This window comes from Actinosynnema sp. NPDC020468, assembly GCF_040642015.1.
GTDB lineage: Bacteria > Actinomycetota > Actinomycetes > Mycobacteriales > Pseudonocardiaceae > Actinosynnema.
Window position 1 is genome coordinate 1 of the sequence record NZ_JBFAEO010000051.1, and the last position, 23,154, is coordinate 23,154.

Below are 23,154 nucleotides of genomic sequence, written 5' to 3' on the forward strand. Positions count from 1 at the left end.
TCTGGGGGGGGGGGCGGGGGGGGGCGGGGGGGCGGGTTCTGGTGGGGGCGGCGGGGGCTCGGGGGGGGGGGGGGGGCGCCGTCCCCGCCCCCCCCCACGACCTGGGGATCAGCTCAGCGCGGTGAGGGTGAGGGTCGCGTCGTAGGTCCCCGCACCCACGCTCGCCGGCACCTTCAGCTCGAGGTTCGCGCCCAGCAGCACGGAACCGGACGCATGGTCGAGCGCGGCGCTGCCCAGCGTCGCCGGCTGCTTGAGGCCGGTGCCGCTGTCGAAGCCCGACGCCACCGCGGCGCCCGCGACCGCGCCACCGGTGTTCTCGGTGGCGGCGGGCGTCCAGCCGAGGTACTTGCCGTCGAACGACTTCCCGGCCGCGGAGAAGTCGCTGACCTGGGCCGACACCGACCACGAGGGCTTGCCCGCGCGGGTGTCGGTCACCCGGACCGGGTTGATCCGGCCGGTGGCGGTGTAGTGGTCACCGGCGGCGGTCGCGGTGCCGAGGTCGACCAGGCCGTTGGTGCCGTCGATCGTCCAGACGAACTGGCCCGGCTCGACCTTCTCCGGCACCGTCACGCGGACGTCCTGCTCGTCGGAGGACGGCTGCTGCGGCACCTCCGGCGTGGTGGCGGCGGTGTAGTGCACGTCGAAGGGCAGCGGCGGCTTGTAGTCCTGGGTGCCGCCGCAGCCGGTGGAGTAGAAGTGCGGCCGGATCGAGGACGGCACGGTGTTGACGAACTGCGGGGACCACGAGCCCCACCAGCCGGTGCCGGCCGGGCAGCTGCGGACCTGCGCCGTGCCGTCGGTCGGGGTGATCTCCACGCCCTGGTAGTCCGGGGTGACCCGGTAGCCGGTGGCGCTCAGGCCGCTCAGCGAGCCGGCGTCGTAGGTGACCAGCGTGAGCCGGCCGAAGTCCTGCGCCTGGGTCGGGTTGCCGGAGACGTCGACGCCCGCGCCGAGGCTGAACTCGGCGGTCAGCGTGCCGGAGCCGTCGGCCGCGACCGTCACCTCCGGGTTCTTGTAGACCTCGTTGGGCGCCTTGAACTGGGCCGGGTAGGCGTTGACGGTGTAGCTGCCGGTGAACGACAGCCTGCCCGCGCCGGTGGCCGGGTCGACGGTGCCGGTGCCGCCGGTGAACTTCACCGCGTTGGGGGTCTTCTGCGGCGAGGACACGGGCATCGAGGTGGCCGGCACCGGGCCGACGACGTACTCGGTCTGGGAGCCGCCGGACGTCGTCCCGGTGAGCACCGAGGCGTTGCCGGTCAGGTCCTTGAACGTCCAGGCGCCGAACACGCCGACCTGGGCGTACCCGCTGAGGCCCCACACGAACGTCGCGTCGGTGACGGACGAGGTGGCCGCCGACGCGGACGGGGCGCCGAGCACGGAGACGGCGAGCACGGCCGCCGCGCCGACGGCGACCGCCCTGGCCGCTTGTGGTCTTGTCATGGTGCGTTTTCCTCCTGCATTGGACCGCGACCCCCATCCGGTCCTGATTAGGTAAAGCTAACCTAATTAGCAGGAGGATCACTTGGCAAGAGCGACGCCCGACACACCGTCCACTGTGGATTCCGGGCAGGGTGGAACAAGGGTCCCGCCGATGCGAAACCCTTGTCACGCAACGTGCACCTAGCAGTACACAGTGGACAGATCTGTGAAAACCGCGCGGTTCAACCGGAACGCGAGGTTCGCCTCCTCGACCAGGAGGTCGCGGTCGTCCTCGGTCCACGGGGCACCGTCGAGCAGCGCGCGGTAGTGGTCCCGGAACGGCTTGGGCTTGGCGACCGCGTCGAACACGTAGAAGCGCACGCCGTCGTCCTCGAACCCGTAGACCTCGCGCATCCGCCGCCGGATGATCTGCCCGCCGGACAGGTCGCCGAGGTACCGCGTGTAGTGGTGCGCGACGAACGCGGCCCGACTGGTGAAGCACACCTCGGCCAGCCGGTCGACGTAGGCCCGCGTGGCGGGCAGCGCCTCGACCTGCTCCCGCCACCCGGCACCGAGCAGGTACGCCAGGTCCGCCGCCAGCGCGTCCCGCCGCAGCAGCCCGTCGTCGACGAACCCGCCGACCACCGGATCACCCCGCCAGGACTCGCCGGCGTTCTCCAGCACGTCGTAGAACAGGTGGCTCTGCCCGAGCAACCCGGCGTACGCGTCCCGCCCGAGCCGCCCTTCCAGCAGCGCCTCCACGAACACCGACCGCTCGGCCCGCTCGTGCTCGGCCCGCGTCCCGAGCCGCAACCGTGCCGCGAACCCCTCGTCCACCGCAGTCATCGCCCACCATTCAATAGGGTTGCCTAACCTAAAACCTAGGTCACCCGCTTGAGTGAAACCAGCCCGATTTCCCGCACTGTCCGAATACGGTGTGTGATCAAGCTTCGGGAGGCACCCGTGTTGCGCTGGTGAGTGCGCGAACGGAGCAGCACCGAGGTCGCCACGCTGGGTAGTCATGCCCACGACATCCACGCGCCGGTAAACCGATCGAGGGATCGGGGGGTGCCCTGTCACAGTGGGTGCGTGGCGCGATCGTTCGAGGACCTGGTGGCCGAGGCGGACTCGGTGTCGGTGGACGGGTGGGACTTCTCCTGGTTGGACGGGCGGGCCGTCGAGCAGCGGCCGTCCTGGGGGTACGCGCGGGGGATGGCGGCGCGGTTGGCCGGTGTGAGCGCGGCTCTGGACGTGCAGACCGGGGGTGGGGAGGTGTTGGCCGAGGCGGAGGTGCTGCCGGCGGTGATGGTGGCCACCGAGTCGTGGGCGCCGAACGTGACCAGGGCCGCCGCGCGGTTGGGGCCGCGCGGGGTGCAGGTGGTGGCAGCGGGGGACGAGTTGCCCTGTGCCGACGGGGTGTTCGACCTCGTCGTGAGCCGGCACCCGGTGCGGACGCGGTGGGACGAGATCGCTCGGGTGTTGCGGCCCGGTGGCGCCTACTACTCCCAGCACGTCGGTCCGGCGAGCGTCGCCGAGTTGTACGAGTACTTCCTGGGCCCGCAGCCGGAGGCGCGCGACCGGCGGCGGCCCGAGCAGGCCCGCGCGGCGGCGGAGGCGGCGGGGTTGCGCGTGGTGGACCTGCGGGCCGAGTCGCTGTACACCGAGTTCCGCGACGTGGGCGCGGTGGTCTACTTCCTGCGCAAGGTGATCTGGATGGTGCCCGACTTCGGCGTCGCGCGGTACCTGCCGCGGTTGCGCGCGCTGCACGAGCGGATCGAGCGGGACGGGCCGTTCACCGCGACCACCACCCGGTACCTGATCGAGGCGGTCAAGGCGGGCTGACCGACCCACGACCGGGTGGCGTCGGGGGTTCGTGGCGGCGAGGACCGAGGGGCTCGGTCACGCTGGGGCGAACCCCCTGTCGTCGGAATCCACCCGGGTGGAGGTCTGATTCCCATGGCTCGCCTGCTCTACCGACTCGGGTTCGGCGCGCAGCGGCACCGGAGGGTCGTCGTCCTGGTGTGGCTGGTGGTTCTCATCGGCACGGCGGTCGGCGCGGTAACGCTGGCCGGGAGCACGCAGAACTCGTTCTCCATCCCCGGCCAGGAGTCCACGATCGCGCTGGACCGGATCAAGTCCGAGTTCGGGTCCGGTGGCGGCGCGACCGCGCGGGTCGTGGTGAAGGCGCCGGACGGGCAGCTGATCACCTCGCCCGACAACGCCGCGAAGGTCGCGAAGCTGGTCGGCGCACTGGCCACAATGGACGGTGTCACCTCGGCGACCGACCCGCTCGCCCCGAAAACCCCCGCGGTCGACGCCGGGAAGACCACCGCCTACAGCACCGTCACCTACACCGCCACGCCCGGCAACGTCACGACGGCGCAGAAGGACTCGCTCGCCTCCGTCATGGACGACGCGCGCGCCGGCGGCCTCACCGTGGAGGCGTCCGGCGAGGCGACCCAGAACACGCCGGGCATCGGGGGCGTGGTCGAGGGGTTGGGCGTGGTCATCGCGCTGGCGATCCTGGCGCTGACCTACGGCTCGCTCGTCACCGCCGGGATGAACCTGCTGACCGCGGTGGTCGGGGTGGCGATCGGCGCGCTGGGCGTCACGATCGCGACCGGGTTCATGGAGTTGCAGGCCACCACGCCGATCCTGGCCACCATGCTCGGGCTGGCCGTGGGCATCGACTACGCCCTGTTCATCATCAACCGCTTCCGGCAGGAACTCCGGGGCGGCGCGGAGGTCGGGGTCGCGATCGGCACGGCCGTGGGCACCGCGGGGTCGGCCGTGGTCACCGCCGGGCTCACGGTGGTCATCGCGCTGGCCGGACTCTCCGTGGCCGGAATCCCGTTCCTCACCCAGATGGGAATCGCCGCGGCCCTCACGATCGTGGTCGCCGTGCTCATCGCGGTCACGCTGGTGCCGGCCGTCCTGGGTTTCGTCGGCCGCCGCGCGCTCCCGCGTGGGCGAAGGGACGGCACGACGCGCGAACGCGGGTTCTTCCGCGGCTGGGTCGGCGCGGTGACCGGGCAGCGGGTGGTGGCGCTGCTGCTGGCGGTGATCGCGCTGGGCGTCATCTCGATCCCGGTGGCCTCCATGGAGACCACGCTCGTGCCGCGGCCCGTGGAGGGCTCCACCCAGGCCCGCGCGGAGAAACTCCTCGCCGACGCGTTCGGCCCCGGTTTCAACGGCCCGCTGCTGGTCCTGTTCGAGGGCGCGAACGCCGCCACGACCGCCGCCGCGACGATCTCCACCATCGAGGGGGTGGGTGACGTCGCCCTGGTCACGCAACCCACCCCGAACCAGGCGGGCACGGCGGCGCTGCTCACCGTGATCCCGAAGTCCGACCCGGCGAGCGCCGACACCGACAAGCTGGTGGTCGACCTGCGCGACCGGCTGGCCGGGCTCGCCGGCGCGACCACCTACGTCACCGGCGCCACGGCGGTGAGCGTCGACGTGGCCGCGACCCTGAACCTCGCGCTGCCGGTGTACCTGGCGGTGGTCGTGGGTCTGGCCCTGGTGCTGCTGGTCCTGGTGTTCCGCTCGCTGCTCGTGCCGCTGGTGGGCGTGCTGGGGTTCCTGCTGACCATCGGCACGTCCCTGGGCGCGACCGTGGCCGTGTTCCAGTGGGGCTGGCTGGCCGCCGCGGTCAACTCCGACGGCAGCGGCCCGCTGATCAGCCTCACCCCGATCATCGTGATCGGCATCCTGTTCGGCCTGGCGATGGACTACCAGGTGTTCCTGGTGTCCCGCATGCACGAGGCGCACAGCCACGGCGCCCCGCCGCTGACCGCCATCACCACCGGCTTCCGCCAGGCCGCGCCCGTCGTGGTCGCCGCCGCGCTGATCATGTTCTCGGTGTTCGCGGCCTTCGTGCCGACCGGCGAGGCCACCATCAAGTCGATCGCGTTCGCCCTGGCCGTCGGCATCCTGGTGGACGCCTTCGTCGTCCGCATGGTCCTGGTGCCCGCCGCCCTGGCGCTGCTCGGCCGGCACGCCTGGTGGCTGCCCCGTTGGCTGACCTGGCTGCCGGTGCTCGACGTCGAGGGTTCGGCGCTGGAGAAGGCCGCCGTCGGCGCGCGGGCCTAGCCGATGTCGTCCGGGGTGCGGTCGGGCCGCAGTCCCCGCCAGGAGGCGTGCCGCAGCCGACCCTCGGGCGTCCGGGTGCGGAACTCCACCTCGGCCACCAGCAGCGGGGCGGTCCAGTGCGCGTGGGCGGCCTCGCGGGGCGGTACGGCGGACGCGAACGGGGAACGCGGCTGTTCCAGCGGGCGCAGGAGGTCGTGCAGCGTGATCAGGGCGGCGTGGGTGAACCCGGTGCCCACCTTGCCCGCGTAGTGCAGGCCGTCCGGCGTCGGCACCCCCAGCAGCAGCGAGCCGATCGTGCCGGCCCGCCGCCCCTCCCCCGGCCGCCAACCACCGATCAGCACCTCGCGGGTGTGCAGCAACGGCACCTTGACCCACGCCGCGGAACGCCGACCCGGTTCGTACCGGGAGTCCACCCGCTTCGCGACCACGCCCTCCAACCCGTGCTCGACCGCGGCGCCCAACACGTCCCGACCGTCGACCCCGGTGAAGTGCGGCGGCACGAGCACCTCCCGGTGCCCGGTCAGCCCGCACCCCGCCAACCGGGCGCGCCGCTCGGCGTAGGGCAGCGCGAGCAGCGGAGTCCCGAGGTGCAGCAGGTCGAACACGTAGTACGCGACCGGAACCGCCGCCCGGAGCGCCTCACCCGGCTCCCGCACGTGCATCCGCGACTGGAGCCGGGCGAAATCCGGCCTCCCACCGGCGTCCACCGCGACGACCTCCCCGTCGAGCACCGCGTCACGGCCGCCCAACGCCCCGGCCAGCACCCCCAACTCCGGGTACGCACCGGTCACGTCGATGTCGTTGCGCGTCAACGCCCGAACCGCACCACCCCGCACGTAGACGACCAACCGCACCCCGTCCCACTTGAACTCGTACGCCCACCCCGCGCCGGAGGGCAACGGCCCCGGCGTCGCGAGCATCGGGCGTACCGGATCGGGGAACACCGGCACCACCCCGCGCGGTCGGTCCGTCCCGAGTGGACGGTCTGGTCCGCCAGTCTGCGACGCGCACGACGCCCGCGCACGCCCGGTTCAGCCGGAGCAGATCTCGTGTGCCGCGGGGTTGCAGGTCGAACCGCCCGGTGCCGGCCGTGTCGCGCCGCCACCGACGGTCGTGGTCGTGGGCGCGGTGCCGGTGGGCGGCGGGGTGTAGATCTGCGGCTGCGGCCAGGTCGGCGTCGGCTCCGGTGTGGTGGTCGCCGCGGGGGTGGTGGTCGGGACGTCCGGCGCGGTGGACGTGGTGGGTGCGGACGCCGTCGGCGCGGGCGGGACCTGGTTGCCGGCGGCCTCGGCGGGCGCGGTGGTGGGCACGGCGGCGGCAGTCGGGTCCGGGGTGCGGGGGACGGCGTCCGCGCTGGTCGGCGGGGTGTCCGGGACGGTGCCGGGGGTGGAGGCGATCAGCACCGCGGACAGGACCAGGACCGCGGCCGCCGGGACGACGAGGGCGAGTCGGCGGCGAGTGGACGTCCGGGGCGGTGGCGGGACGACCGCGGCTTCCCGAGCGGGTTCGGGCACCGGGGTCGGCTCCGGAACCGGATCGGGTGTCGGTGACGGGTCCGCGCCCGGCGCGTCGCGGGCGGTGGTCCAGGCGGTGACGGTGGCCTGGTCCGCGCCGCAGGCCCGGAGGAAGGCGACCAGGACCTGCTCGGTCGGCAGGGTGTCGCGGGTCAGGGCCGTGTTCAGCGTGGACGTGGGCAGGACCTCGCCCACCGCCGTCGCGCGGCGCTCCAGGACGCGGTAGCTCAGGCCGAGTCGGTGGCGCAGGTCGCGCATCGCCCGGACGAACTCGGCCGGGTCCGCGGTGGCAGGCGGATTCCACCAGGATTCCTTGTCCAATTCCCATGTCCCCCGGTCGTGGACGGCTCGATGCCGGATTGCCGATCGGCGGCACCCAGGATGGCAGCGGGCGAGTGGGCCCGCACCGGTTTTCGGGTGGGACGGGGGTCGGACGTACGGGACGCGTACGGGACACCCCCGGACCGTTGTCGGACACCTCTTCGGACGGATTGCGTCGTCATCGCAACGCACTCCGGCACCGACCGAGGAGACACCCGATGCCACGCCGATCACGTCCCGCCGGACGAAGCGCCTCGCCCGAATCCCGCTGGGCGCTGACGGCCGCGTTCCTCCTGCTGCTCGTGGGCGCCTTCCTGCTGGGCGCCCACCTGGGAAACGACACCGCGCCGGGTGCCTCCGACCAGGGCACCCACGCGCCCCTGCCGGAGGCGCCGGACGACGAGACCCCCGAGTTCGAGGTCCCGGAGGTCGAGGTCCCGGAGGTCGAGGTCCCGGACGCCGAAACCCCCGACGTCGAGGTGGCGGAGCCCGAGGTCCGGGAGGACGTGACCGCGCGACCGGTCGTGGACGACGGCGCGGACGAGACGCCGGCGCCGACCGACGAGGACGACGCGACCGAGCCCGTGCCCGCGGTGCGCCTGGAGCCGCCGGTCGTGGTCGAGCTCGTGACCCGGCCCGTCGAGCCGCGGCCCGAGCCCGCGCCCGAAGCCGACGACGCGCCGGCGGAGGTCCACCTCGCCACGGCACCGGACCCCTCCCCCGCCAACGCCCTGACCAGCACGTACGGCGTCCCGGACGACCTGTCCGCACCCGAGCCCGAACCCCCGGCCCGGACGACGACCCGAACGACGACCGGGACGACCGTCCGCACGCCCGTCGAGCCCTCCTCACCCGGCCAGGAGACCGGTCCGCACATCCGGATCCACAGCTGAACGACCACCGAAGGGACCTTCCTTGATCACCATCGCCAGTCGGTGGGGCCGCGCCGCGGTCCTGATCGCGGCGGCACTGGGCATCGCCGTCCTCGGCGCGAACCTCGCCCACGACACCGCCCTCCCCACCGTCCACCTGGTCGCGGCAAAGAAGCCGGACCCCGCCGACCAAGCCCTGCGGGACCGGATCGTCGCCGCCGCGAAGGCCGAGCTGAAGGACAAGTCGCACAACAGCGAGAAGGGCGCGACGAAGAACTGCAACTACTACAGCGGGAAAGCCGGTCGTGGCACGCCGTGCGGCAACGGCATGCGCGCACAGGAATGGTGCGCCGACTTCGCCCGGTACGTGTGGGACGAGGCGGGCGCGAAAACGTCCGGCGTGAACTCGCTCGCCGCGAGCTTCCGCGGCTACGGCCGGGGACACCACACCTGGCGCAAGGGCACGAGCCTCAAGGGCGTCAAGCCCGGTGACGTCGTGGGCTACCGGCTCGACGACGGGAATCCCGACAACGACCACGTCGGCGTCGTCACGGAAGTCGACCTGGAGCACGGCACCTTCAGCGCCATTTCCGGCAACAGCGGAGCCGGCGGCGAGCAGGTCTCGCTCCTCGAGGACAAACGGCCGGGAGACGTGCGGGTCAGCGGGTTCGCCGCACCCGTGCCGACGAAGGCCGAGAAGCCCGCCAAGTCCGGGACCGGCGGGAAGACCGCCGAACCCACCCCGAAGAAGACCGCGACCCCGACGACGCCCGAGGCGCCGATCGAGATCGTCCTGCCCGAACCCGAAGCACCCGCGTTCCGCGGCGCAACCGAAGGAGAAACACCATGAAGCACACCGCGAAACTGCTCGGCGCCGCACTGGCGGTCGCCGCCCTGGTAGGCGTCGGCACGTTCGCCGTCGACCGACCGCAGACCGTCGACACCCGGCCCGTCGCCGCGGCGTCCGCCCTGTCCTGCAAGGACGTCATGCTCTTCACCTACATCGAGAGCGGCGGCGACCGGATCGCCGCGGTGCCGTTCCGGGTGCGGCCGTGCGGGGACGAGCACCCCGGTTCCTGGGACACCGGCGTCAGCGCGCCGTCGAGCAACGCCACGGGCGACAACGTGGGGTGGGTGTTGCAGGGCCTGGACATCCGGCTCGACCACGTGGGCAACAACAGCAGGACGTCGGCGACGGCGCACTACAAGGGCGTCGCGAAGCTGACCCAGAAGACGCCGAACGTCCCGCTGCTCGCGGTCGCCCCGATGTCACTGCGGTCGATCAGCCTGGCGATCACGTTCACCGTGCACCACCAGAAGAAGCCCGGGAAGAGCAAGAACGTGCGGCTGCCGAACCTCGTCAAGGTCGACGGCACGTGGAGCAGCCACCCGGACTGGGCGAGGTTCGTCACCACGAAGTGACCGCGTGACCCGGCCCGGAACCCCGCGCGGGGTTCCGGGCCGGACGCACAGGACCCGCACAGGGAAGGCACAGCCCGGGGCGAGGTTCGGGGCGCACCCTTGGGCCATGGTCGTCCTCGCGCCCCGCCCCACGTTCCCCCGGCTCGCACTGCCGGCGGTGTCCCGCGACCTGGTGCGGTTCGCGGCGGTCGGTGTGGTCAACACCGGCGTGTTCCTGCTGCTCTACCTGGCGTTCCGGACGGTGCTGCCGGTCGTCGTGGCCAACGTGCTGGCGACCGTGCTCACCACCATCGCGGGCACCAGCGCCAACGGCCGCGTGACGTTCCGGGTCACCGGCCCGGTCGGGGTGCGCCGGCACGCCAAGAGCCTGGTGGTGACCGTGCTGGGACTGGCGATCACCACCGGCGCGGTGGACCTGGTCGGCAGCGGGAGCGCCGCCGGCGAGGTGCTGGTACTCGTCGTGGCCAGTGCCGTGGCCGGGTCGGCGCGGTTCGTGCTGATGCGGCACTGGGTATTCGGCCGCTGAGGGCTACTTCGGGTAGCACGGCAGGCTCTCGTAGTCGTCCAGGTTGTCCGGGTTGCGCAACAGGTGGCAGTCGGTCCGGTAGTCGTCCTGCTGCGGCGCGCCGCGCGGGTACGTCAGGATCGGCACGATCTTGCCCACCGGCCAGGCGTCGTTGCGCGGCTCCTCCACCCAGCGGTAGGAGCCGGACGCGCCGATCAGGGGCGGGTTCTCGCCGAACGAGTACAGGTTGTTGCGCACGTCCTGCGGCGACGGCAGCCGGTTGGTCTCCGAGTACGACTTGCGCGCCGCCTCCGCGGTCACCGCCACGGCGTCGTAGTGCATCACCGCGTACCCGTCGAGCATGTCGGTCACCGGGAAGCCGAACTCGCCGGTGAACAGCGCGCGGAACTCCGGGTAGCCCGACGGCCGGCGGACGCCCTGCTCCCAGGCGGCGACGTCGGTCGAGGACGCGGCCAGCAGCGTCACCCCCGCCTCGGCCAGGTCCGCCGCACTCAACAACTTCCCGGTCGGGTCCGGCTGGTCCAGCACGATCAGCCCCGTCATCCCGGTCGCCAGCACCAGGTTCGGGTCGCTGCGCTCGCGGGTGCGGCTGCCGAGCCGGCGCACGAACGTCGGCAGGTCGGCGTCCCGGCCCGCGTACAGCACCACCGCGGGCTTCTCCCGCGAGATCGCGTCGACCGCCGGGGTGAACAGGTTCGCGGTCTGGTCGGTGTCGGTGGTGCTGCCGGTGAACGACACCTGCCGCCGCCGCAGGTCGAACCCGCCGAACACGTCGATGAACGCGTTGCCGAGGCTCTTGACGAAGTTGTCGTCGTTGCGGTCCCGGACCAGGAAACCGCTCCCGAGGCCGAGCCGGGCGAACTCGGCCTCCAGCGCCTTGGCGTAGTCGTGGTTCGACGGCGAGGTCTTGAACAACCCGGGCGCGCGACTGTCCGGCGCGGTCGAGCGCGTCGTCATGTCGTCCGCGGAGAGCACCGCGCCCATGCTCGGGATGCCCCAGTCGTCGTACAACTTGTCCGCCGCGGCACGGGTTTCCGGCACGCTCACCCCGAGACCGGTCACCGCGACCAGCGGGTGCTCGCCGGACTTCAGCGCGCCCAACCGCGCCACCACCGGTGCCCACGACTGCTGGTCGACGCCGATGTTCGCGAGCACCAGCTGGACCCCGAGCGCCTGGTCGCCGTGCCGGGGACCGTGGTTCACCGCGCGCTGGGCGGTCAGCGCGCCCTGCAACGCGTGCCGCAGCGACGCTCCGTCCAATTTGGACGAATCGTCCGCCTTCATCGGCATCATCACGGCCAGCCGCACGTAGTTCTTCGACTTCGCGACCTCGCGGTTGGCCTCGACGATCCGGTGCACGACGTCCGCCGCCGCGGCGTCGGTCGTGCCGAACGCGTGGTCCAGGTCGACCGTCCAACCGAGGCACTCGCCGTCGGGGCCGCGCAGCAGCTCGTAGCCGGTACCGGAGGCGGAGTCCACCCCGGCGCAGTGGGTCGCCGCCTCCGCGAAGTGCCGCACCGCCCACCACCCGGCGCCACCCGCCACCAGCACGACGACCGCGACCAGCACCGCGAGCCTGCGGCGCCGGCGCCTCGTCCCCGCCGAGGTGACGGGCGTCGAGAAGTCCTTGTCCACCAAGGTGTCCCCCGGGTTCTAGTGGTGGCGGTTGATCGGACGGCGCCAGCGCCGGGCCTCGTTCTGGTGGTAGGCCACCAGGTCCAGCAGTTCGACGCACGTGTCGTCCACGTGGTTGGCCACCTCGATCAGGCCGGCGGCGACCCGGTCGTGCAGCGCGCTGCGCGCGTCGCCCTCGACCAGCGGGTCCGACACCTTCTGCCAGCGCAGCACGAGCGGCTCCAGGAACGAGCCGCAGGTCTGGTCGGACAGGTCCTTGCGCGGCGCGGTCACCACCACCTGGGCGATCGCCAACCACTCCGCCAGCGGCACCGCCTTCAGCGCGAAGACCAGTTCGTTCACCACGTCCACGAACCACCCCATGGCGAGCATGTGGTGCAGGTCCGCGCCGCGCTTCGGTCCGATGGGCGCTCGGGGCGCGGACACCAGGGCGGCGTGCGCGGCGTTGCGGCTCCACGGGTGGTCCTCCCCGCGCGCGGCGAGCCGGCGCAGCAGCAGCGCCCGGATCAGCGTCCGGTGCGTGCCGGGAGCCCAGAGCGCCCGGGGCGGAACGGCTTTCGCGCCGACGAGCTGCCGGAACCGGCGCAGCCCCTCGGCCCGGTCGCGCGCGGCCGAGCAGGTGACGAGCACCTCCAGGTCCTCGTTCGTCACGTCCGGCAGCAGCCGGTCGACGAGATCGGCCTCGACGGCGCCGTCGTCCAGGCTCAGCAGCGTTTCCGGCTCGACGTCGGCCGGCCTGCGGGCCTCGACCGCCTTCAGCAGCACCGCGAGCGCGCCGGGGTGCCCGGCGGTCATCAGGTGCAGGCCGGCAACCGGGTTGGCCCTGTGGTAGTTGTCGAGCCGGCCGTCCGCCATGCTCGCCAGGTCCACCTCGGTCAACGCGGGCAGCACGCGGCGGGCCCACCGCGCCGGAGCGCCGGGTGTCACGTCGCGCACCTGCGCCACGTCGACCACCCGCTCGCGCTCGGTGGGCACCAACCCGTCCAGCAGCACGCCGGTGCTGGCGGCCACGACGACCAGCGGCGCCTCGGGCAGGTCCGCGCCGTCGACGGGCTCGCGCGCGGCGACCAGGTGGTCCAGGAACGTCCGGCCGAGCGCGCAGTCCGCGTTGTCCAGCAGCAGGAGGCAGTGCATCGGGTACTCGTCGCGCCGGCCGCCGGGCCGGAAGTCGTCCCGCAGGTCGGCCACGAAGGCGGCGCACAACGGCGCGTCGACCTGGGCGTCGGGCTGCGCCAGCGTCGGGTTGGTCCGGGCCCAGTTGAGATCGGTCAGCCGTGCCACGGGGTCCAACGCGTCGTCCTGGTCCTGGTGACCCCACCACGCCCGGGCCCGACCCGTCGCGTCCCGGCTGAGCAGCCGCCCGCCCAGGCTGTCCACACCCGCGCCGACCAGCGCGCCGGTGAGGCTCGCGGGCGCCGGCACGGGGCTGGGCACCAGGTTCAGCACCTCCTGCGCCACGTCGCCGAGCACCCGCTTGAGCGTGCCGAGGTCGCGCCGCCGGTCGAGCAAGGTCTCGATCTTGCCGCGCTGCGTCGCCGGGTCCACGTCGCCGAGGTCGAGGCGCATGACCTCCAGGCCGATCACCAGCCGGTCGAACCGCAGCGAGCCGTACCGGCCCGACCGGCGCGCCAGCTGCGCGGCGATGGCCGCGAGCAGTTGGGGCACCGCGCGCTCGCCGAGTTCCCGCTCCACGGCCGCGACGTCGACGTAGGAGCACGGCAGCTTGCCCGCCCAGCCGGTGGCGAGTTGGCCGAGCAGCGCCGTCCGGCCACCGGACGAACCCGATTCCAGGACCAGGACCGGCAGCCTGGGCGTCACCCCGTCGTCGGGGCGGACCAACAACCGGCGGACGAGTTTGCGCTCCGTCGCGCGACCGAAGAGCGGATGGGCCACGGCACCCCCTTCATCTCCTCGGCGTAGCGTGCCATTACCGGGGTGTGGACCGCAGACAAACGACGAGGCGATCCCGTGGGCCGTTCGAGTGAATTAACGGGTGCCTATTCCTTCGTGCTGCGGAATAACTGGGGGAATACATTCGCCGACCGGTTGAGCGACGGGCGGGTGGGCTTCACTCGCCGCCGTCGTCGGGGGATGATCACCCCGGTGGCCGGCGCGCCGGACGGCCGGACGAGCGCTTCGGGAGAGGGTGCGGGTGGGCGACGCGGAGGACGGTATCGGGCCGGACGACCTGCTGCGCCTCCTGCTCCACGCCCGGCGCGCGCTCGGGCACGCCGTCGACGCGCCACCGGGTCCGCACCCGTTCACCGGGCCCGCCGCGGTGTGGCCGTGGTTCGCGCACCGGCTGGACGCGGTGGCCGTCGCGGTGGAGCGGGCGGGCGAGGGCGAGGGTGCCGCCGTGCTGCTCGGGCACCTGTGGGCGGTCGTGCCGCCGGACGCGGACGAGGCGTGGTGCCTGCGGTTGCGCGACCGGGGCGTGGTGCTGGCCGGGCACTTACCGGGGTCCGCGGCGCTGGCCGAGGCGTTCCGGCGCAGTGCCGGCGTGTTCCGGGCGCGGGGCGCGTTCCGCAGCGCGGAGCTGGAAGCCATGCGGGAGTGGGAGATCAGGGACCGGCTCGGCGAGCCGCGCGCGCTGCTGGACGCGCTGCGCTGGTTGACGGCGCTGTTCCGGGACCGGGGCCGGACGAACCGGGTGATCGACTGCGCGGACCAGTACCTCAAGGTCCACCTGCGCCAGGACCACCGGCTCGGCGCGGCGGGCTCGTTGGCGTACCTGGGAAGTCTCATGCTGGAGACGGGCCGGCCGGACGCCGCGGCCGACTACGCGGACCGCGCGGACCGGGCGTACCGCGAGGTCCCGGACGCGCCGGCGGACCTGGTGGCGGCGAACCGGGAGCTGTGGGGTCGGGCGCTGTGGGCCGCCGGGCAGCAGTCGGCCGCGCGCCGGCAGTTCCGCCGGGCCGCGGAGGGGTTGTCGGGCTCGCGGGCCGATCGGACGCGCGCGTTGCTCGACGTGGTGGGCGATCTGCCACCGCCGGTGACACCGGTGGTGGAACCCGTAGGCCCGCACCTGGACGTCACGTGAGCCGGTCGGGCTGCGCGTGCGCGGCGGCGTGCATGGTGAGCAGGTCCAGCACCGGGTAGCAGACGAAAACCCGGCTGTAGTCCCGGGATTCCCAGCTGGACAGGATGCCGACGTCGACCAGCCGCCGGGTCACGAGGGTGGCGAACTTCTTGGTGACGCCGTACCGCTCCTGGATCGCCCGGTTGTTGACCACCGGCAACGCGGTCAGGTCGGCGGCCACCTTCGCCACCACACCGCCCTGGCGCAGCAGCTCCGCGAACTCCTCCCGCTTGCGCGCCAACGAGGTGACCAGCGCCAGCTGCGAGCACGCCTGGTCCCGCACGCCCTCGGCGTAGAACTCGACCCACCGGTGCGGCAACCGGGTGTCGACCATCGCCCGGACCTGCCGCCGGTACTCGTCCAACCCGTCGTCCAGCGCCACCGACAGCGGCAGGTACTGGTCGCGCAGCAGCCCGCACTCCACCAGGCCCAGCATCGAGTACCGGCGCGCGACGTAGCCGTTGGCCGTCGGGAACGGTTGCAGCACCTCGAGTTGGTAGTGCAGCAGGGCCAGTTTCACGATCCGGGGTTGGTCGGTGGCGTCCCGCGCGGAGATGGACCACTGCTCGAGCCCGGCCACCAGGTGCGCGCCGGGCGGGGTGAGCAGGTAGGCGTCGGCCGGGTCGCGCCCGAGCCACCCCACGCCCTCGCGCAGCAGTTCCGCGCGCCCGGCGCCGGGCCGCCCGGTCGCGATGCCGCACATCTGCGCCACCACGTCGATGCCGACCGGCCACCCCTTGCGGACGTGCGCGAGCCCGTGCTCGCACGCGTCGACGTGCGGTTTGAGCAGGTTGGCGTGCCCGGTCCGGGCGGAGGTCTGCTCCTGCTGGGAGGCGAGGAGGTCCGACGCCAGCGCCTCGATCAACCCGAGGTCCGAGCCGGCCAGCGAGAGGGACGCGTGGGCGTCGCGCAACTGCGTGGCCCGGACCAGCGCGCGGCCGGGCGCGAACCGGGACGCGGCCTCGTCCAGCCGACCGAGCACGTGCTCGGTCTCGGCGGCCAGCCGGTAGGTGGCGGCCGGCAGGTCGAGGTCGGAGGGCAGCGGACGGGGGAGGTGGGCACCTTCCCGACGACGTTCCTCGGGAACACCCGGTACGTCGGGGGCCGGTAACCACTTCCCCGCCGGGACCGGTCGGGTACTCATGGCCGCAGCGTGGCACGAAGTGAAGTAATTCGACAATGAGTACACCTTTCCGGAGGCGGTCGCACAGTTGCGACTAGGCCGAAAAGGCGATGACCACCCGTCGGCGGACTTCCCGGATCCGCGCAGGTGCGAATACGTCCCGACCTGCGGAACAGGCTAATGCGCCCGCCCTAATACGGCCGAAACTCTACTCAGGGTTTGATTCCCTTTCGAATGTTCACTCTTCGGAGAACCTCCGACGACCCAGTGCCACCACCCGGGCCACGAGCACCACCGCGCACCCGAGCGCGGTCGTCCCGAGCAGCACGGTGAACGTCGGGTACAGGTACGGGATCTGCCGCCACGCCACGTCCCGGCCGCGGTAGAGGTGGCCGACCACCCGGTGCACCGTGCCGAGCAGCACGGCGGGCAGCAGCAGCGGGAGCAGGCGGACCACCGGCACCCGGCGACCGACCACCCACCTCCGGGCCCGTCGCACACCGCGCGCCACCGGCACGACGACCGCCGCCGTCAATGCCAGCAGCACCCCGTCGACCAGCGGCGTCGGGTCGGACGGCGGCGGCGACGTGCGGCCTTCGAGCAGGGCGATCAACCGGTCCCCGACGGACTGCGCGGCCCGGTACTGGAGGCCGGTGTTGGCCAGCACCGCGACGCCGTACCCGGAGTCGGGCAGCAACGCCTGGTAGGCGGTGGCGGTGAACAGGTCGCCGCCGTGGTCGACCAGGCGCGCGCCGGACGGCGTGCGGTGCGCGAACCAGCCGAGCGCGTAACCGTCCGCCACCTCGGTGTGCGCGAGCGCGACGGTGGCCGGCGAGACGATCGCGGTGCCGTCGGGACCACGTCCGTCGCGGTGCGCGATCAGCCAGGACGCGAGGTCGCGCGCCGAGCTCAGCACCCCGCCCGACCCACCGCCGAACCCGGCCGGTTCCGGCGCCGCGAACGCCGTCCCCAGGACCTCGACGTGCCCGCGCGCGCTGGGCGGCAGTTCGTACTCGCGGTCCACGGCACGGCTGTCGGTCATCCCCAGCGGCCCGAGCACGACCTCCCGCAGGTAGGTCGCGAACGGCCGGCCCGCGACCACCTCCACCAACCGGGCCGCGACCTGGTAGTTCGGGTTGTGGTAGTGCCAGGCCGTGCCGGGGTCGGCGACGAGCCGGGCGTCGCGCATCGCCGCCACCGCGCCCCGCAGGTCGGTCGGCTGCGGCCCGCTGAACGCGCGGAACCCGGTGTCGGCCAGGCCCGAGGTCTGGGCGAGCAACTGCCGCACGGTGATCGCGGCGGAACGCGGGTCGGCCGTGGTGAACTCGGGGAGCCGGTCGCGCACCCGGTCGTCCAGGCCGAGCCGACCGTCCTCGACCAGCTTGAGCACGGCCAACGCGGTGAACGACTTGCCGACCGACCCGACCGCCATCGTGGTCCGGTCGGTCACCGGCTCGCCGTCGCCCGTGACTCCGTACCCGGCCGTGCGCACGACCGTGCCGCCTCGCGTGACGGCGACCGCCACGCCCGGCACCACCACCTCCGCCCGGTACCGCTCGACCACGGCGTCGACGTCGGCGGCCGTGACCGCGGCGGCCGGCGCGACGGGTGCGACGAGGAGCAGCGCGGTGAGCATCGTGGTGATCACCACCGCAGTGTCGGACCCGCGTCCGGCTCCGGGCATCGGACCGCGGTCCGATGTACCCCGACCCTCCCACCCCCTACCGTTCCCCCATGACCCGCTTCCGGTGGCACGGCACGACGACGGCCCTCGCCGTCGCGCTGTACGCGGCGTTGCGCGCACCGCGCCCGGACGCGTCCGGGTGGCTGTTCGCAATCCTCCTCGCCCTGCCCTTCGTGGGTCTTCCCCTTGCCCCACAACGACATCCGGCGGCGGTGCTCACCGCCGTGGTGTCGGTGGGCGCGCTCGGCGTCGTGATCGGCACCGGCACCGACGCGGTCGCCCTGGCCACCGCCCTGGCCCTCTACCCGGTGGTGACGTCGTCGCCCGGCACCGGGATCCGCCCGACGATCGCGGCGCTGGCGGGCATCGCGGCGGCCGGCCTGCTGGTGGTCGCCGTGCCGGCGCTGCCCCTGATCCCCACCCGGCCGAACGAGGAGTCCTTCGCCACCACACCGTTGTCCGCGTTGCTGTTCAGCACCGTCGTGCTCACCGGAACCTGGCTGGTGGCAACGACGATCCGCGCCCGCCGCCGACGTGCCGCCGAGCTGGCCGACCTCCGCACCGCCCGCGCCGTGGCCGAGGAACGCCTGCGCATGGCCAGGGACATCCACGACGTGGTGGGCCACAACCTGAGCCTGATCACCATGAAAGCCGCCGTCGCCACCCACCTGGCGACCGGCGCCCCGGACGACCGCGACGCCGCCCTGCGCACCATCGAACAGGTCGGCCGCGCCGCCCTGGACGACGTCCGCACCGTCCTGGACGCGGTGCGCGAACCGTCCGCCCCGATCGACCTGGACCGCCTGGTGCACGACGCCCGCGAGGCCGGCGTGCAGGTGGAGGTGACCGCCGCCGACCTGACCACCGTGCCACCACCGATCCGCGTCGCGGCCTACCGGATAGCCCAGGAAGCCCTGACCAACGTCCGCCGCCACGCCCACCCACCCCGCTGCCACCTGACCACCACCACCCGCCCCGGCCTCCTCACCGTGACCGTGACCGACGAGGGCCACCCCACCGCGCCCGGTACTCCGGGCCACGGCCAACTGGGCATGCGGGAGCGCGCGTCCCTGCACGGCGGCACCGTCCACTTCGGACTCCACCCCTCCGGCGGCTACACCGTGGAAGCCCGACTTCCCTTCACTCCCGAGCCGAACCCGTGACCGCACCGACCCGCGTGCTCCTGGCCGACGACGACCCCCGCTACCGCGCCACCATCCGAACCCTGCTCGACGCCGATCCGGGCGTGCGGGTCGTGGCCGAGGCGGCCACCGGCCGCGAAGCCCGAACCCGTGCCGCGGAACACCGCCCGGACGTGGTCCTGATGGACGTCCGCATGCCCGACGAGGACGGCATCTCGGCCACCGCCCACCTCACCGCCCTGCCAACCCCGCCGAAGGTCCTGATCCTCACGACCTTCGACCTGGACGAAGCGGTCCGCAACGCCCTGCACGCAGGCGCAAGCGGCTTCCTGCTCAAAGACGCCCCACCCACCCAACTCCTGCAAGCAGTCCACACCATCGCCACCGGCGAAGCCCTCCTGTCCCCCACCGCGACCCGCAGACTGATCACCGACTTCCGCCACACCCACCGCCCACCCCGCCCCCTACCCACCCTCACCACCCGCGAACGCGAGGTCCTCACCCTCATCACAAAGGGCTTGTCGAACGCGGAAATCGCCGACACCCTCCAGGTAAGCCGCCACACGGTGAAAACCCACATCACCCACCTGCTCACCAAACTCCCCGCCCGCGACCGGGTCCACCTGGTGATCGCGGGCTACGAGGCAGGTCTGGCCGGCTCCCCGGCCCCCGAGCGGTGATCAGGGCCGCCACGACGGTGAGCGGAATTTCCACGCGGACCAGTGGTCGTGTCGGCTCGTGGCCCGATTATCCCGAGCTACATCGGGCCGGTCCATTGGAGTGACCGGTGCGTGAGGTACGACTTTCAATGCGCACATTGGGCGCATAATGTGCACATGCGACACATACGCTCGACAACGCTGTCAGAGGATGATGATGCGTTCCGTCTGGTCGCCGCGGCGGATCAGGAGTTCGTCGCCGTCCACGGCGGTCGCCTCGTAGAGGACCCTTCCGTAGCCCACCAGGCGGCGTAGTGCCTCGGTGACCGTGACGCCCTCGCGGTCGACGATCATCTGGAGGGCTTCCTCGGTCGCCGGGCTGATGTTGACGCTGAGCCGGGTCGGCTTGTCCGCCACCGGTTGGCCCGCTTCCTCCGGGTTGGGCTTGCCTCTGCGATCTGCTCCACCTGCTGCGCGGGTCGGCACGCGGTCCTCCTCCTCCAGGTGAGCAGGCGTCCACCGGGTGTGACCGGGTCCCGGGCGCCTTCCATGATCAGTATGACATCCGGGCAGGCATCACCGGACGCTCGTACGCCTTTTTCCGGGACTGTTCGGCGTAGTCGTCGTGTTGCTCCAATGGTGTGTTTCGTGTGGGAAAGATGCGTCTTTCACTGGCATATCCCACGCACTTGCCGGCTAGAGTGGACACCTCTTCATCCCGCACGGCCGAACGCGGTCGTGTGCAACAAGGAGAACCAGTGAACGGCTTACCTCCCCGTCCGCACTCCGCGCGCGACCGGCGACGTTCCCCCGAATCCGCGCGACACCGGGTCGACGGGCGGCACACCGGATTCCCGCGGCCGCGGCCGGGCGCGTCGGCGCGCGGGATGTTCGTGCGACTGCGCGGGGGCGACGACGAACCCCGTGCGTCCGAAGTGGAACCGGCGACCGAACGGCGGCGGACCGGCAGGCACCGGCGGGAAATCCTCGAGGACCTCGAGTCGGTGGACGAGCCGTTGGTCCGCCGGGAACGGCTCGGTTCACCCGGAATGCCCACGATCGCGCTGGTCGTCGCGTTGTTCGTGACGTTGACCGGCCTGCTCACGACCACCGCGCTCGGCATCGACGGCACGGCGCTGAACCTGGCGCTGGGCGTCATCTCCACCTCTCTGGTCGGTGTCGGCCGGTACCGCGGCGGCGAAAGCCGGCGGTTCTAGCGCAGCACCCCGGTTCAACTCGGAACATCGGTCGAACCGCCTTCGGGTGTTACTCCGGATGCCTTTCCACGCACACCTCGCTCGCAACTCTTCCGCATTCCGACGGCTTCGGCGGGCAACGTCAGCCCAACGGAGCAATGGCGTTGGTCCGTAATGGTTGCGGCCGCGCGCCGCCCATTCCGCGGAACGGCCGGCCCGTTCTCGGCGTCGCAACCGGTGATGCTGCGCTACGTGATGCTCGCCGGCGCCGGGTGCGCCCTGGTCTCGTTGTTCCTGCCCGTGGCACACCCGCGACCGGAGGGTCTCGACATCCCCCTCGCGGTCTGGGTGGCCGGGCTGGCGGCCGCCGTTGCGCTCGCGCGCGCCGGGTTCCGGGCCGCCGCGGTGCTGTGCGGCGGCGCCGTCCTGGTCGGTGTCGGCATCGCGCTCGTCGTCGACGTGGGCCACGGCCTGCCGGCGCCGGACGTGCCGGTGCTCGCGGTCGGCGCGCTCGCGGTGGCCGTCGGAGCGGGGTGGTGGGGCACGACGTGGCGCCCCACCGCGCTCGGCGCGCTCGCCGTCGTGCCGGTCGTCGGACTGGCCCTGGTCGCGCCCGCGCTCGCCGACCACGCGGCCGTGCGCTCGCACGTGCGGGAAGCCTGGGCGGAACCGGCCGCGCCGGTCGCCGAGACGCCGGGCGACCGCCGGTGGACGTGGCAGCCGCCGGGACGGGTGCTGCGGCTGGTCCCCGCCGGGCACGGGGTCGCCGTGGTGACCACGTGGGGCGTGATCACCGGGGTGGTCGACGGCCGCGCCGAGTGGACCTACGCGCGGTCGGGCGCGGACGTCGCGGACGTGCGGACGTCGGCGGACCTGCGGACGCTGGTGGTCGCGTTCCGCGGCGCCGCGAACGACGAGAACACCCTGGTGGTCGTGCTCGACGCGGACACCGGCGCGGTGCGGTTCCAACGGCCGGTCCGCTCGCCCCGGCTGTGGGCCGGCACCCGATCCCTGATCGAGGCCGAGGCCGGCACCGTGACCGCGTACGACGTGGTGAGCGGGGACGTCCGGTGGCGGCGGGACTCGGTGGAGGGCTGCCGCACCGCCGACCTGGCCGGCGTCGGACGCACGGTCGCCGTAGTGCGCCCCGGATGCACCGACCGCGACGGCCTGGTCGGGCTCTCCGAGGACACCGGCGACGTCGTGTGGAGCACCCTGACGCCGTTCGCGCCGGGACTGGACCTCCCGCGGCGGCCGAGCACCCGGGCCAAGGCCACCCCGACCGGCGGCGCGGTGCTGGTCGAGCGGTCCGGCGACCGGCCGCCGGGCGTGGGCGACACCGCCGTGCTCGACACCCTCACCGGCAAGGTGACCGAGGCGTCCTATCCCGGCATGTACCGCCTCGACGTCGGCGCGCTGCCGATCGTGGTGCCGAGGTCGGAGAACCTCCGGGACCCGATCCGGCTGATCGACCCGGTGTCCGGCGTGGTGCGGGACGTCCAGGACGACTGCAAGATCTTCAACACCGCCGCCACCGGGACGCGCACGCTGCTGCGCGTGTGCCACGACGGGGAGCGCCTCGAGGTGCGCACGGACGGGGTCGACGGCACGACCACCGGGACCAGGGTGCCGGAACTGGAGCGGGAGCACGGCGTGGTCGCGCAGGTCGCGGCGACGCCGGGCGCGGTCGTGGTGACCGGGTTCGGGACCGACGGCGTCGTGCTGCCGGTGGTCGGACTGGCCCGCTAGGCCCGGTCGAACCGCACGACGAGGGCCGTCGCGTTGTCGAGGCCGCCCTCGTCGGCGGACGCGAGCAGCTCGTCCACCATCCGGCGCGGCGCCGCGCCGCTGCCCAGGACGTCGTGCAACCGCTGGTAGGACACCTGTTCCGCGACGCCGTCGGTGCACAGCAGGAACACGTCGCCCACCGCCGGGACCACCTCCAGCACGTCCGGCTCGGGCCGGTCGGGGTGACCGACGTAGCGGGTCAGGTGGTACCGCGCGGAGGCGGCCTGCGGCGAGTCGAACGGGTACCAGCCGTGCACCGCGCCGAGCCACGCCATGGTGTGGTCGACCGTCAGCAGCTCCAGCAGCCCGCGGCGCAGCCGGTACACCCGCGAGTCTCCGATGTGGACGATCCGAAACCCTTGCAGCACTTGGATGAGCGCGGTCAACGTGCAGCCGGCCAACATCCCGAGTTCCCCGCCGATGGCGCCGACGAGCCGCTGCGCCTCGGCCACACCGTCCACAGTGGACGGACAGCGGGCGACGAACGCGTCCACCGCCGTGCGCCCGGCCCGCCTGCTGCCGAGCCCGTCGCCCATCCCGTCCGCGACGACCGCCACCAGCGGCTCGAGCCCGAGGTGCACCACGTCGTAGTTCTCGGCGTACCGCCGCCCCACCGCACTGCCCGCCGCAGCGGAAACCGTCACGCCCATCCCGGAATTGTGGCAGCCGACGCGGGAAC

At 72.9% G+C, this 23,154-nt stretch carries 21 protein-coding genes; 11 read left to right on the plus strand and 10 right to left on the minus strand.

All coding sequences use genetic code 11. From position 1 onward, the window contains the following. Positions 1–108: 108 nt before the first annotated feature. Positions 109–1,440: an HtaA domain-containing protein gene (locus AB0G50_RS29125; RefSeq protein ID WP_360114650.1), complete on the minus strand. Its 1,332-nt coding sequence runs from the start codon at positions 1,438–1,440 to the stop codon at positions 109–111. Between the two features lie 180 nt (positions 1,441–1,620). Next, complete coding sequence (locus AB0G50_RS29130) at positions 1,621–2,265, minus strand: biliverdin-producing heme oxygenase (RefSeq protein ID WP_360114653.1); 645 nt, start codon at positions 2,263–2,265, stop codon at positions 1,621–1,623. A 243-nt stretch (positions 2,266–2,508) separates the two neighbouring features. Here AB0G50_RS29130 and AB0G50_RS29135 point away from each other — a divergent pair, with 243 nt between their 5' ends. Together AB0G50_RS29135 and AB0G50_RS29140 are read left to right on the plus strand one after the other, a co-directional pair. Continuing rightward, the gene (locus AB0G50_RS29135; protein WP_360114656.1) at positions 2,509–3,261 is read left to right on the plus strand and encodes a class I SAM-dependent methyltransferase; all 753 of its coding nucleotides are present in this window, start codon (positions 2,509–2,511) and stop codon (positions 3,259–3,261) included. A gap of 114 nt (positions 3,262–3,375) precedes the next feature. Then, positions 3,376–5,511 (plus strand): MMPL family transporter, encoded by a 2,136-nt coding sequence (locus AB0G50_RS29140; protein WP_360114659.1) that lies wholly within the window; start codon positions 3,376–3,378, stop codon positions 5,509–5,511. Here AB0G50_RS29140 and ligD read toward each other — a convergent pair. Further along, positions 5,508–6,431, minus strand: coding sequence for a non-homologous end-joining DNA ligase (gene ligD / locus AB0G50_RS29145; RefSeq protein ID WP_360114662.1), 924 nt, complete (start codon positions 6,429–6,431; stop codon positions 5,508–5,510). The genes AB0G50_RS29140 and ligD overlap by 4 nt on opposite strands. A 111-nt stretch (positions 6,432–6,542) precedes the next feature. Further along, complete coding sequence (locus tag AB0G50_RS29150; RefSeq protein ID WP_360114665.1) at positions 6,543–7,346, minus strand: helix-turn-helix transcriptional regulator; 804 nt, start codon at positions 7,344–7,346, stop codon at positions 6,543–6,545. A 218-nt stretch (positions 7,347–7,564) separates the two neighbouring features. Between AB0G50_RS29150 and AB0G50_RS29155 the strand changes: the two genes are divergently transcribed. The 4 genes from AB0G50_RS29155 (at position 7,565) to AB0G50_RS29170 (ending at position 10,166) form a co-directional block, all read left to right on the plus strand. Further along, positions 7,565–8,239, plus strand: a complete 675-nt coding sequence (locus AB0G50_RS29155; protein ID WP_360114668.1) for a hypothetical protein — start codon at positions 7,565–7,567, stop codon at positions 8,237–8,239. Between the two features lie 22 nt (positions 8,240–8,261). Next, positions 8,262–9,068 (plus strand): CHAP domain-containing protein, encoded by an 807-nt coding sequence (locus AB0G50_RS29160; protein ID WP_360114671.1) that lies wholly within the window; start codon positions 8,262–8,264, stop codon positions 9,066–9,068. Continuing rightward, positions 9,065–9,640 carry a hypothetical protein gene (locus tag AB0G50_RS29165; protein ID WP_360114674.1) on the plus strand — a complete coding sequence of 192 codons (576 nt, stop codon included), beginning with the start codon at positions 9,065–9,067 and terminating at the stop codon, positions 9,638–9,640. Before AB0G50_RS29160 ends, AB0G50_RS29165 begins: the two co-directional genes overlap by 4 nt. Before the next feature lie 106 nt (positions 9,641–9,746). Next, positions 9,747–10,166 (plus strand): GtrA family protein, encoded by a 420-nt coding sequence (locus tag AB0G50_RS29170; RefSeq protein WP_360114677.1) that lies wholly within the window; start codon positions 9,747–9,749, stop codon positions 10,164–10,166. A 3-nt stretch (positions 10,167–10,169) separates the two neighbouring features. Here the strand turns inward: AB0G50_RS29170 and AB0G50_RS29175 are convergent, their stop codons facing one another. Then, complete coding sequence (locus AB0G50_RS29175) at positions 10,170–11,801, minus strand: hypothetical protein (RefSeq protein ID WP_360114680.1); 1,632 nt, start codon at positions 11,799–11,801, stop codon at positions 10,170–10,172. Positions 11,802–11,819: 18 nt separating this feature from the next. Beyond that, complete coding sequence (locus AB0G50_RS29180) at positions 11,820–13,694, minus strand: hypothetical protein (RefSeq protein ID WP_360114683.1); 1,875 nt, start codon at positions 13,692–13,694, stop codon at positions 11,820–11,822. Between the two features lie 259 nt (positions 13,695–13,953). On the opposite strand from AB0G50_RS29180, the gene AB0G50_RS29185 reads away from it, so the two are divergent. Then, on the plus strand, positions 13,954–14,844 hold the full coding sequence (locus AB0G50_RS29185; RefSeq protein WP_360114686.1) for a hypothetical protein: 891 nt from the start codon (positions 13,954–13,956) through the stop codon (positions 14,842–14,844). Here the strand turns inward: AB0G50_RS29185 and AB0G50_RS29190 are convergent. After that, complete coding sequence (locus AB0G50_RS29190; RefSeq protein WP_360114689.1) at positions 14,837–16,027, minus strand: hypothetical protein; 1,191 nt, start codon at positions 16,025–16,027, stop codon at positions 14,837–14,839. The two genes, AB0G50_RS29185 and AB0G50_RS29190, sit on opposite strands and share 8 nt — an antisense overlap. Before the next feature lie 217 nt (positions 16,028–16,244). Next, positions 16,245–17,654: a serine hydrolase domain-containing protein gene (locus tag AB0G50_RS29195; protein ID WP_360114692.1), complete on the minus strand. Its 1,410-nt coding sequence runs from the start codon at positions 17,652–17,654 to the stop codon at positions 16,245–16,247. A gap of 86 nt (positions 17,655–17,740) precedes the next feature. Between AB0G50_RS29195 and AB0G50_RS29200 the strand changes: the two genes are divergently transcribed. Both AB0G50_RS29200 and AB0G50_RS29205 read left to right on the plus strand, forming a co-directional pair. Next, the gene (locus AB0G50_RS29200) at positions 17,741–18,853 is read left to right on the plus strand and encodes a sensor histidine kinase (protein WP_360114695.1); all 1,113 of its coding nucleotides are present in this window, start codon (positions 17,741–17,743) and stop codon (positions 18,851–18,853) included. Further along, entirely contained in the window at positions 18,850–19,512 is a 663-nt protein-coding gene (locus AB0G50_RS29205; RefSeq protein WP_360114698.1) for a response regulator transcription factor, read from the plus strand. The genes AB0G50_RS29200 and AB0G50_RS29205 overlap by 4 nt, the downstream gene beginning before the upstream one ends. A 183-nt stretch (positions 19,513–19,695) precedes the next feature. Here the strand turns inward: AB0G50_RS29205 and AB0G50_RS29210 are convergent, their stop codons facing one another. After that, positions 19,696–19,908: a hypothetical protein gene (locus tag AB0G50_RS29210; RefSeq protein WP_360114701.1), complete on the minus strand. Its 213-nt coding sequence runs from the start codon at positions 19,906–19,908 to the stop codon at positions 19,696–19,698. A 476-nt stretch (positions 19,909–20,384) separates the two neighbouring features. Between AB0G50_RS29210 and AB0G50_RS29215 the strand changes: the two genes are divergently transcribed. After that, complete coding sequence (locus AB0G50_RS29215; protein WP_360114704.1) at positions 20,385–20,708, plus strand: hypothetical protein; 324 nt, start codon at positions 20,385–20,387, stop codon at positions 20,706–20,708. A gap of 219 nt (positions 20,709–20,927) precedes the next feature. Next, positions 20,928–22,436, plus strand: coding sequence for a PQQ-binding-like beta-propeller repeat protein (locus AB0G50_RS29220; RefSeq protein ID WP_360114707.1), 1,509 nt, complete (start codon positions 20,928–20,930; stop codon positions 22,434–22,436). Here the strand turns inward: AB0G50_RS29220 and AB0G50_RS29225 are convergent. Beyond that, positions 22,433–23,125, minus strand: coding sequence for a protein phosphatase 2C domain-containing protein (locus AB0G50_RS29225; protein ID WP_360114710.1), 693 nt, complete (start codon positions 23,123–23,125; stop codon positions 22,433–22,435). The genes AB0G50_RS29220 and AB0G50_RS29225 overlap by 4 nt on opposite strands. Between the last annotated feature and the right edge of the window lie 29 nt (positions 23,126–23,154).

What these genes read in the sequence shown, in the direction of transcription:
- AB0G50_RS29125 (WP_360114650.1), bottom strand. Translation starts at nt 1,440, where the DNA reads ATGACAAGACCACAAGCGGCCAGGGCGGTCGCCGTCGGCGCGGCGGCC.
- AB0G50_RS29130 (WP_360114653.1), bottom strand. Translation starts at nt 2,265, where the DNA reads ATGACTGCGGTGGACGAGGGGTTCGCGGCACGGTTGCGGCTCGGGACG.
- AB0G50_RS29140 (WP_360114659.1), top strand. Translation starts at nt 3,376, where the DNA reads ATGGCTCGCCTGCTCTACCGACTCGGGTTCGGCGCGCAGCGGCACCGG.
- ligD (WP_360114662.1), bottom strand. Translation starts at nt 6,431, where the DNA reads ATGCTCGCGACGCCGGGGCCGTTGCCCTCCGGCGCGGGGTGGGCGTAC.
- AB0G50_RS29155 (WP_360114668.1), top strand. Translation starts at nt 7,565, where the DNA reads ATGCCACGCCGATCACGTCCCGCCGGACGAAGCGCCTCGCCCGAATCC.
- AB0G50_RS29165 (WP_360114674.1), top strand. Translation starts at nt 9,065, where the DNA reads ATGAAGCACACCGCGAAACTGCTCGGCGCCGCACTGGCGGTCGCCGCC.
- AB0G50_RS29170 (WP_360114677.1), top strand. Translation starts at nt 9,747, where the DNA reads ATGGTCGTCCTCGCGCCCCGCCCCACGTTCCCCCGGCTCGCACTGCCG.
- AB0G50_RS29190 (WP_360114689.1), bottom strand. Translation starts at nt 16,027, where the DNA reads ATGAGTACCCGACCGGTCCCGGCGGGGAAGTGGTTACCGGCCCCCGAC.
- AB0G50_RS29200 (WP_360114695.1), top strand. Translation starts at nt 17,741, where the DNA reads ATGACCCGCTTCCGGTGGCACGGCACGACGACGGCCCTCGCCGTCGCG.
- AB0G50_RS29220 (WP_360114707.1), top strand. Translation starts at nt 20,928, where the DNA reads ATGCTGCGCTACGTGATGCTCGCCGGCGCCGGGTGCGCCCTGGTCTCG.
- AB0G50_RS29225 (WP_360114710.1), bottom strand. Translation starts at nt 23,125, where the DNA reads ATGGGCGTGACGGTTTCCGCTGCGGCGGGCAGTGCGGTGGGGCGGCGG.